The sequence below is a fragment of the Daejeonella sp. genome (assembly GCF_037719425.1).
Classification (GTDB): Bacteria; Bacteroidota; Bacteroidia; order Sphingobacteriales; family Sphingobacteriaceae; genus Daejeonella.
Window position 1 is genome coordinate 1 of the sequence record NZ_JBBJNI010000153.1, and the last position, 10,155, is coordinate 10,155.

5 protein-coding genes are annotated in these 10,155 nt (G+C 42.5%); all 5 read left to right on the forward strand.

The window, feature by feature from the left end; genetic code table 11:
- On the forward strand, window positions 1–549 hold a 549-nt coding region (locus tag WKF69_RS16325), incomplete at its 5' end, for a hypothetical protein (protein WP_340383240.1).
- Window positions 550–713: 164 nt separating this feature from the next.
- Window positions 714–2,324: a M14 family metallopeptidase gene (locus WKF69_RS16330; protein WP_340383242.1), complete on the forward strand. Its 1,611-nt coding sequence runs from the start codon at window positions 714–716 to the stop codon at window positions 2,322–2,324.
- Between the two features lie 36 nt (window positions 2,325–2,360).
- Window positions 2,361–4,727 (forward strand): prolyl oligopeptidase family serine peptidase, encoded by a 2,367-nt coding sequence (locus WKF69_RS16335; RefSeq protein WP_340383244.1) that lies wholly within the window; start codon window positions 2,361–2,363, stop codon window positions 4,725–4,727.
- 346 nt (window positions 4,728–5,073) lie between these two features.
- Window positions 5,074–7,515: a PIG-L family deacetylase gene (locus WKF69_RS16340; RefSeq protein WP_340383246.1), complete on the forward strand. Its 2,442-nt coding sequence runs from the start codon at window positions 5,074–5,076 to the stop codon at window positions 7,513–7,515.
- Between the two features lie 301 nt (window positions 7,516–7,816).
- Window positions 7,817–9,520, forward strand: a complete 1,704-nt coding sequence (locus tag WKF69_RS16345; protein WP_340383248.1) for a sodium:solute symporter — start codon at window positions 7,817–7,819, stop codon at window positions 9,518–9,520.
- Window positions 9,521–10,155: the final 635 nt, after the last annotated feature.

The following is a 10,155-nucleotide window of genomic DNA, read 5'->3' on the forward strand; positions in this document are numbered from 1 at the left end:
GATCTTAAAATCGATGATGCTGCTGCCACTTATTTAAGGTGGGCCGAGAGTCAGAAAATACAAAATAGTTTTACCGACTGGACAAAGATCGTCCATCCTGATTTTCCAGGACAAACGGTTGAACTGGGCGGTCTTGATCCTTTCGCTTTAAATAATCCGCCATTCAAACTGGTAGAAAGCCTTGTAAAAAAACATAGCGACTTTATCCTCGCCTTCACCCATTTAACACCTACTTTGGATATTGTAAATATCAAAAAAGAGAAACTTGGTGATGGCCTAACCCGGGTAACGGCTACACTGTTAAATAACGGCTCCCTTCCAACCCAGACTAAAGTCGGTGAACGCAGCTATTGGGTGAAAAAGATAACAGTAAAATTAACTCCATCAGCAAATCAGACTATTATCAGCGGCAGGAAAAGCCAAGCCATAGATCCAATTGAAGGCCAGGGGAACCAGACCCTAACCTGGCTTATAAAAGGTTCAGGGAACATAAATATCACTGCGGGAAGCCCGACAAGCGGAATCAAAAGCGTCGAAATATCCCTATAACATTCAGGACAATATTGAATAATAACACAGAACATTCATGAAACTCACGATTAAAGAAGATATTATTTACACTTGCTATAATTGCATCCGCATTTACTTTAAAGGCCCAGCAGCCTGAGCAAATATTAAAAGCTTCAGGAAGTCCGGCTAACCCAAAAGTTCCGATGAGCTGGAATCGATATAATGATTATGCAGCGATCACTGAAATCTGCAAAAAGTTAGTAAAGGCCTACCCCGATCTTGTCAAACTGGAATCTATGGGCAAATCTTTCCTGGGGAAAGATATGTGGGTAATGACTATCTCTGATTTTAAAAAAGGCGACCCGTCAAAAAAGCCTGCCATATATATTGACGGAAATATTCATTCAAACGAAATTCAGGGCAGTGAGTTTGCTTTATATACAGCATGGTATCTGGCAGAGTCATTCGCAGATACAAAATACATTCAGGAGTTACTGGCAGACAAGACCTTTTATATCGCTCCAACAGTCAATCCTGACGCACGTGATAACTTTATTCACAAGGCAAACAATGCAAATTCACCACGATCAGGAATGATTCCTTTAGATAACGATCGGGATGGGGCAGTCAACGAGGATGGGTACGATGATCTGGACGGAGACGGAAATATCGTTTTTATGCGTCGTAAAAATCCAAACGGACGTTTGAAGGCTGACCCGGATGACCCAAGAAGAATGATTAGCGTTGGCGTTGACCAGCAGGGTGAATATGAACTGCTTGGCTATGAAGGGATCGATAATGACGGTGATGGTGATGTCAACGAGGATGGTGAGGGCGCCTATGATCCAAACCGTGACTGGGCATGGAACTGGCAACCGAATTACATACAGAACGGAGCCTACAAATATCCATTCTCAGTGCCGGAGAATCGTTCGATTGCTGATTTTGTTATGAAACATCCAAACATTGCTGCCGGGCAATCTTATCATAATAATGGGGGAATGATCCTGCGCGGACCGGGCGCCCTCGAAGATCTGGATACATACAATGCCCAGGATGTCCAGGTATATGATGCATTGGGCAAAAAAGGTGAAGAATTAATTCCCGGTTACAAATATCTCGTTGTTTACAAAGATCTATACTCTGTTTTTGGTGGCGAACTCGACTGGTTTTACGGAGGAAGGGGCATTTATACCTTTTCTAATGAGCTCTGGACTCAGTTCCTGTTGTATAATAAGCCGGCTGATAGAAATTCACAGGCTGAGCAATACACTTTTGACCGGAGTTTATTATTTAACGATGCTTTTGTTGAATGGAAGCCGTTTAAGCATCCGCAATATGGTGATATAGAAATAGGTGGTTTTAAGAAATCTTTTGGCCGGCTGCATCCTGGTTTTTTACTTGAAAGTGATGCGCACCGAAACATGTCTTTCTCTTTATATCATGCTTATCATACCCCAAAACTCTCTGTGGACGATATCACTGAAAAAGATATGGGCGGAGGGCTGAAGGAAGTTACAGCTATCATTGCAAACAAGCGTTTAATACCTACGCATTCCAACCAGGACCTGAAATACAAGATTGAAGTTCCTGATCTGATCAGCTTAAGCGGTGCTAAAGTGATAGCAGGTATGATCGTAAATAACCCTGATCTGAATATTACTACCGAACAAAAGAATGATCCGGAGAATATTAAGGTAGCTAATATCCCGGGCAACGGAACAGTAACTGTTCGCTGGATTGTTCAAAGTACTGGTAAATACACTGTTAGTGTAAACAGCAAAAAAGGCGGAATTGCCAGCAGGGCGAATTAATTCAAACATTATTGATAAATCTGTTATAACAATACCATGAAAAGATTATTCTTCTGCTTTCTATTAGCGGGGTCTGTTACTCTTCAGGCTCAGGAACTGGGCAGCCTGACCGTTGAAAAGATTATGCGTGATCCTAAATGGATGGGTGTGGCGCCAACTAATATCCAGTGGGACGAGAACAGCAGAAACATCTATTTTAACTGGAATCCTGAAAAGGCTGAAAATGACGGTTTGTTTCAAATATCAACACAGCGAAGAAATCCTGAAAAAGTTTCAGATAACAGCAGGCGAAATCTGGAGCGGGGCCAGCTTACCTATTCGCGTGACAGGTCGAAAATCCTTTTTGAGCGAAATGGCGATATCGTTTTAAAAAACGCTCTTACCGGGACTGAAAATATTTTGGTTAACACCGTTGAACGGGAGTCGAACGCAACATTCAGTAAAGACGAAAGTAAGGTGATTTTTCAGCGTGGAGATAACCTGTATAGCATATCGATAGGCGGTGGCAATCTCAATCAATTAAGCAATTTCACTCGAACCCGAACCCGCCCTGCTGCAGTTCTCAGCAAGCAAGACGATTGGCTTAGGAAAGATCAGCTTACTGAGTTTGACATCATCAAGAAAAAAGATGCTGACCGGAAAAGTGCTGAGAAAAAAAGCAAAGATGACGCTGTCAAACGCCCTAAAGAATTTTATCTTGATGAGCGCAGTGCTGTAAATTCTGTAAGAATAAGTCCTGATGAGAAGTATGTTGTTTTCAGGGTTTCAAAAAGCCCGGAAGGGAATAAGAATATTATTGTTCCTAATTATGTCACCGCTTCGGGATACACCGAAGATATAAATGGTAGAACAAAAGTCGGGAATACCCTTGCAACCTTTGAGAGTTATGTTTATGATATCAATAGGGATTCCATCTATCCGGTCTCCACAAAAGAAATTCCTGGAATTAAGGATCTTCCTGATTACGTAAAAGACTATCCCGAACAGCTTGCAGAGCGTACCAAAAAAAATGAGGACCGCAAGGTTTCGATATCAGGACCATTCTGGAACTCTGACGGTTCGCAGGCGATAGTGAGTGTAACTTCTCTCGACAACAAAGACAGATGGATCATGAAGCTGGATCCGGTTAGTGGCAAATTATCTCTTTTAGACCGTCAGCGGGATGAGGCTTGGATTGGCGGACCCGGCATTAACTCCTTTAACGGTGGAAGTCTGGGCTGGGTGGATAATAATATTTTTTATTTCCAGAGTGAAGTAACAGGCTACTCGCACTTATATACAATTAATGTAAATACCGGGGAGAAAAAACAATTGACATCGGGCAAATATGAAGTACAGACACTCCGTTTATCGAACGATAAAAAAAGCTTCTATTTTACGGGGAACGTAGAGCATCCGGGGATTACACATCTATACCGCATCCCGGCTTCAGGGGGCGAAACTCTCAAAATAACTTCGATGAGAGGCGGAAACGAAGTAACCATTTCACCAGATGAGAAATGGCTGGCAATACGTTACTCTTACGCAAATAAGCCGTGGGAATTATTCCTGCAAGAAAATAAGCCGGGTACAAAAGCTGAGCAGATCACAAACTCTTTAAGTGACGAGTTCAAATCTTACGCATGGAAGGATCCTGAAATGGTATCATTCAAAAACCGCTTTGGCTCTGATGTGTATGCAAGGATTTACAAACCTGAAAAAGCGGATCCCTCTAAACCGGCCGTATTATTTGTGCATGGCGCTGGTTATCTTCAGAATGTTCACTATTGGTGGAGCCAATATTTCCGGGAATATATGTTCAACAATTTGTTAGCCGACATGGGCTACACTGTTATTGACGTTGATTACACGGGCAGTTCAGGTTATGGCCGGGATCATCGAACCGGTATCTATAGGCACATGGGGGGGAAAGATCTAAGCGATCATGTCGATGCAGTCAAGCTGCTGGTCGGGAAGTATGGGGTCAATCCATCCAATGTTGGATTGTACGGTGGATCTTACGGTGGCTTTATAACCTTAATGGGGTTATTTACTGAACCGGATGTCTTTAAATCTGGTGCAGGACTAAGATCGGTTACAGACTGGGCACATTATAATCATGGCTACACATCCAACATCCTGAACGAACCTGCTACCGATGAAAAATCTTATAAGAAAAGTTCGCCAATTTACTTCGCCGAAGGCTTAAAGGGCAACCTGCTTATGGCGCATGGAATGGTTGATGTAAATGTAAACTTCCAGGATATAGTGAGGTTATCGCAAAGACTGATTGAGCTTAAAAAGGATAATTGGGAACTCGCTGTTTATCCGGTAGAGGATCATGCTTTTACCGAACCGTCAAGTTGGACCGATGAGTATAAACGCATTCTAAAGTTGTTTGAAACCACTTTAAAAACCAAATAGGTGCTATTTTAAGGTAACATTTCATTAGATCCATAATGGAAAAATGTTGAAAACTTATTTGAGATAAATAATGAAATTTTGTATTTTTATAGAATAAAGGTTAATCAGCCTTAAAGACTATTTGTTATACTTATAGTATAACGCATTTCAGACATGCAGTGATTGTACTCTGAACGGCGGATAAAAGCTTTAAGGTTTTACAAGTTTTTAATTGTAATTTTTGGGAAAACGGTCAGATATCAATATCTGACCGTTTTTTATTTGCTCTATTTTTAAGGTAAATTTTTTGTGTCATCAGAATTACAGATTGTTTTTTAATTACATTCGATTGTTTTCCTGCACAATCATGAACTTTCGCCAAACAGCCATCTGTTTCTTTTTATCAACTCCATTTTTTGTTTCAGCCCAAACGTCTTTGCAGTATAATTCTGCCGAGATAAAACTTGGCATTAAAAAATTGAATACCGTCGGCTCAGCTCTTTATATGGCTGCCCATCCGGATGATGAAAACACGAGACTGCTTTCATACCTGGCCAAAGAAAAAAAATTCAGAACGGGATATCTATCCCTCACGCGCGGCGATGGCGGGCAAAACCTTATTGGCAACGAGCAGTCCGAATTGCTTGGCTTGATCCGCACGCAGGAATTATTAGCAGCCCGGAGAACTGATGGTGCGGAGCAATTTTTTACACGGGCGATAGATTTTGGATTCTCGAAAAACCCGGAGGAAACATTCAGAATCTGGGACAAGGAGTTAATCCTGGGTGACGCCGTTTGGGTAATCCGAAAATTCCGGCCGGACATAATCATAACAAGGTTCCCCGAGGATGCCCGTGCCGGACACGGACAGCATTCAGCTTCAGCGATAATAGCTAGAGAGGCATTCGTTGCCGCCGCCGATCCGAAACGCTTCCCTGAGCAGTTAAAACATGTCCAGGTATGGCAGGCAAAACGAATAGTCTGGAACACAGCGAACTTCGGAGGAAATAATACAACATCAGAGGATCAGCTGAAAATGGACATTGGTGCTTTTAATACCCTGTTAGGTAAAGGGTATGGCGAAATTGCTGCGGACAGCCGAACCAATCACAAAAGCCAGGGCTTTGGAAGTGCAAGGCAACGGGGTGAAACAATTGAATACTTTTCTCCGATAGCCGGTGAGCACTCCAAAAGCGATCTTTTCGAAGGTATTAACTCCGAGTGGAAACGAATGCAGGGCGGTGAAGCCATTGGAAAATTGGTCTCTATGGCCGACCAAAAATTCAATGTCGATAATCCTTCCGCATCAGTGCCTGATTTAGTAAGCATCCTCATGGCCCTCGAAAAACTGAAAGATGCTTATTGGAGAACACAAAAGATTCAGGAAGTTAAAGACCTGATCGCAGCCGCCGCAGGCTTGTGGTTTGAAAGTTATTCACCACAAGCTGTTCAGGCAATTGGCGACAGCGTTACAATCCGCAGTCAGGTGTTGGTTCAGTCGGCTGTAAATGTTACCCTTAAGCAGGTAAACGGTCTCGAACAGAATTTGGTCTTGAAAAACGGAAGTACTAAAACTATAAATGATCGCATGTACGCGGGTGTTGTCACTGAACCTTATTGGCTTAGAGAAAAACATCCCACAGGCATGTACACTATGTTTGATCCCATGATCATCGGTAATCCCGAAAACATTGCACCAATTCAAACCTCGTTCACCTTCACGATAAATAACAAGGACATTTCTTATACAAGGCCTGTGGTTTACAAATATACCGATCAAGTCAGGGGCGAAATTTACCAGCCGCTTATTATTGCTCCGGCAGTAACAGCTACCATTGCAGACAAAGCTTATGTTTTCTCAGGAAATACGCCGAAAACCATTCAGGTTCAGTTGAAGGCTTTCAAGGACAAAGCCAGTGGCCTAATTGTTCCGAACGTTCCGCCAGGCTGGAAGGTAGAGCCTGTGCAATTAGCGTTTGATCTGCCTGTTAAAGGCCAGGAGAAAACAGTGCAGTTTTCAATTATCCCTGGCGGGCTTACAAATGGAGGCGTGCTTACATTCACTGTCAATTCTGGCGACCAAAGCTCTAATAGAGGAACTAAGGTTATTGATTATGATCATATCCCGCTACAGACGCTGTTTCCTTTATCTGAGGCCCGGGTTGAGCGGATCGATCTTAAAACTGCAGGTAAACGTTTAGGCTATATAGCTGGTGCAGGCGATCTTGTTCCCGAAGCTTTAGAGCAAATTGGATATCAGGTAACGATGCTTTCGGAAAACCAGATTTTAAACAGCAACCTTTCGGAATATGACGCGATAGTTGCGGGCGTGCGATTGTATAATATCAACGAACATCTAAATATTATCCAGCCTAAGCTGATGGATTACGTTAGCAACGGGGGAACTTTAATCATTCAATACAACGTTAGCAATCCCCTGAAAATTCCAAATATCGGCCCGTATCCTTTCCGCCTATCCCGTGAACGTGTAACGGATGAAAACGCAAAGGTTACTCTGCTAGCTAAGGATCATCCAGTCCTGAATTACCCCAATAAGATCACGGAAAAGGATTTTGAAGGCTGGATCCAGGAAAGGGGGCTCTACTTTACTTCAGATGCTGACCCAAAATACAGCCGCATACTCTCAATGAATGATCCGGGCGAAAAGCCTAACGACGGAGCGCTGATTGTAGCGGACTACGGCAAAGGCAGATTTGTATACACTTCTCTTGTCTTTTTCAGGGAATTACCGGCAGGAATACCCGGTGCATACAGATTATTTGTAAATTTGATCACGAAACAAGACTAATTAAATTATGGAAAATCATAAAGCGACAAAAAGTTACAGCTCATATTATCTAATCCCCGCACTGATTTGCGGTTTATTAACAGGATGGATAGTTACTGGTTCCGTGGGATATACAATCCTAGGAGCTATTCTGGGACTTCTTATGGCAGGTTTCTGGATGAATGTAGTTGTGAACAAAAGTGAAGAAGCCTGATCAGGAACTCCCACCATTTGCTAAAACCTGGAACCAGTTTTACTACTTGTTGGTAGTTTGGCTGGTTCTTCTGATCTCCTTTTGTTACTTCTTTACAAAATTCTTTGAATGAGCGGGCTTGACTGGATAGTCCTGTTCACTACCCTATTTATAATTGTCATATACGGCGTTTATAAAAGCAGGGGTACAGACAATATTGACGGGTTTTTACTGGGAAACAAATCCTTTCCGTGGTATTACGTCACCTTATCGGTGATGGCCACCCAGGCAAGTGCCATTACTTTTTTGTCAGCTCCAGGCCTTGCATTTTCCTCAGGAATGGCTTTTGTCCAATTCTATTTTGGCCTACCGCTTGCCATGATCGTCCTGTGTATTACGTTCGTCCCGATTTTTCACAAGCTTAAGATCTATACAGCATACGAATTCCTGGAAACCCGGTTTGATTTGAAAACAAGGGCCTTAACAGCCTTCCTGTTCCTCGTTCAGCGCGGCCTTTCAACAGGTATTTCAATTTACGCTGCGTCTATTATCCTTTCGACAGTTCTTAATATCAACACGACATTCACCACGATTTTTATTGGGAGCGTTGTGATTCTTTATACAGTTTACGGCGGTACTAAAGCGGTTTCCTACACGCAGCTTTTGCAGATGAGCGTGATATTCGCAGGACTTTTTGTGGCAGGGGTAGTTGTGGTAAAACTCCTTCCTGAAACTGTTGGATTTGGCAAAGCCCTGCAGATCGCCGGAAAAATGGGCCGCACAAACGCTATAGATTTTAAGTTCGATTGGAGTAACCAGTATACCGTTTGGAGTGGCTTAATCGGAGGTTTCTTCCTTCAATTATCGTATTTCGGCACTGACCAAAGTCAGGTTGGGCGTTATCTGACTGGTTCGTCAATCGGCCAGAGCAGGCTCGGGTTACTAATGAATGGCCTTGTGAAAATCCCAATGCAGTTCCTAATCCTGCTTATAGGTGTACTTGTGTTTACGTTTTACCAATACCAGCAGCCCCCTATTTTCTTCAACCGGTACGAATTAGGCAAACTAGAGAAAAGCCAATATGCCCCGGAACTTAACCGGATAAAATCTAACTATGCTGATGCTTTCAAAAATAAGCAGCTGGAAGTTAACCGCCTTGAAGTAGCGCTGGACGCTGATGATGAACAAACTATAAATTCTCAAAGAGTACTGTTACAAGCGGCCGACGAAAAGACTAAAGCTATTCGCAAAGAGGCTATAGACCTGATGGTTAAAAATGATCCGGATGCCGATACAAATGACAACAATTATGTGTTTTTAAGCTTCGTAACGAGATATCTGCCTCATGGCTTGATCGGTTTGCTTATCGCGATTGTTTTCCTTGCCTCCATGGGCTCCACGGCAGGTGCGTTGAATTCTTTGGCGTCTACAACTGTCATTGATATTTATAAGCGTTTAATCAATACCGGAGCCACTGATGAGAAGTACCTCGCTGTTTCACGCTGGTCTACGGTAGTTTGGGGAATTTTTTGTCTCCTGATGGCACTTTATGCCAGCAAAATGGGAAATCTGATCGAAGCAGTGAATATTTTGGGCTCTCTGTTCTATGGTACCATTCTCGGGATTTTCGTCGTCGCTTTTTACCTCAAAAAAATTGGCGGTTCAGCAACATTTTGGGCCGCTATAATTACAGAAGTTGTAGTGTTCGCTTGCTGGCATGCTAATATTATGGCTTTCTTATGGCTGAACGTTGTAGGCTGCTTACTTGTAATGATCTTTGCTCAGATAATCCAACTGATTAATAATCGGAAGAACAGAGTGATGTCAATTTGATTAGGATTGTTGGTGGAGACACCAACAAAATAACATGATGAAATCTTGCCCTGTTGGTGAGACACCAACAGGGTATACTCTAAGATCATAGACATCCTTGCAATAACAACATTTGATCACATTCACTTTATTTGGTGTCAAGTCTACTTTGTTGATGTAACGTCCACTTTGTTGGTGTAACATCTACTTTGTTGGTGTCCCATCTACTTTGTTGGGTAACATCCACTTTGTTGGGTAACATCCACTTTGTTGGTGTCCCACCAACAAAGTGCTTGATTCCGATTTTTCTACCAGTTGGTGTCTTCACCAACTGGTCATAGGATAAACATGATGAAAAATACCTAAACTAAGAAACGACCCCTTTAGACACCAACAGGGTAGACTTCAAGTTCAAAGACGTCTTACAGCAACTGTAAGCTTCCCCGATAAATGGGAAGGCTACACAACAACATTTGATCACATTCACTTTATTGGTGTCAAGTCTACTTTGTTGATGTAACGTCCACTTTGTTGGTGTCCCATCTACTTTGTTGGGTAACATCCACTTTGTTGGTGTCCCACCAACAAAGCACTTGATTCTGATTTTTCTACCAGTTGGTGTCTTCACCAACTGGTCATAGGATAAACATGATGAA

Coding starts and splice junctions, on each gene's coding strand:
- WKF69_RS16330 (WP_340383242.1), top strand. CDS start 714: ATGAGCTGGAATCGATATAATGATTATGCAGCGATCACTGAAATCTGC.
- WKF69_RS16335 (WP_340383244.1), top strand. CDS start 2,361: ATGAAAAGATTATTCTTCTGCTTTCTATTAGCGGGGTCTGTTACTCTT.
- WKF69_RS16340 (WP_340383246.1), top strand. CDS start 5,074: ATGAACTTTCGCCAAACAGCCATCTGTTTCTTTTTATCAACTCCATTT.
- WKF69_RS16345 (WP_340383248.1), top strand. CDS start 7,817: ATGAGCGGGCTTGACTGGATAGTCCTGTTCACTACCCTATTTATAATT.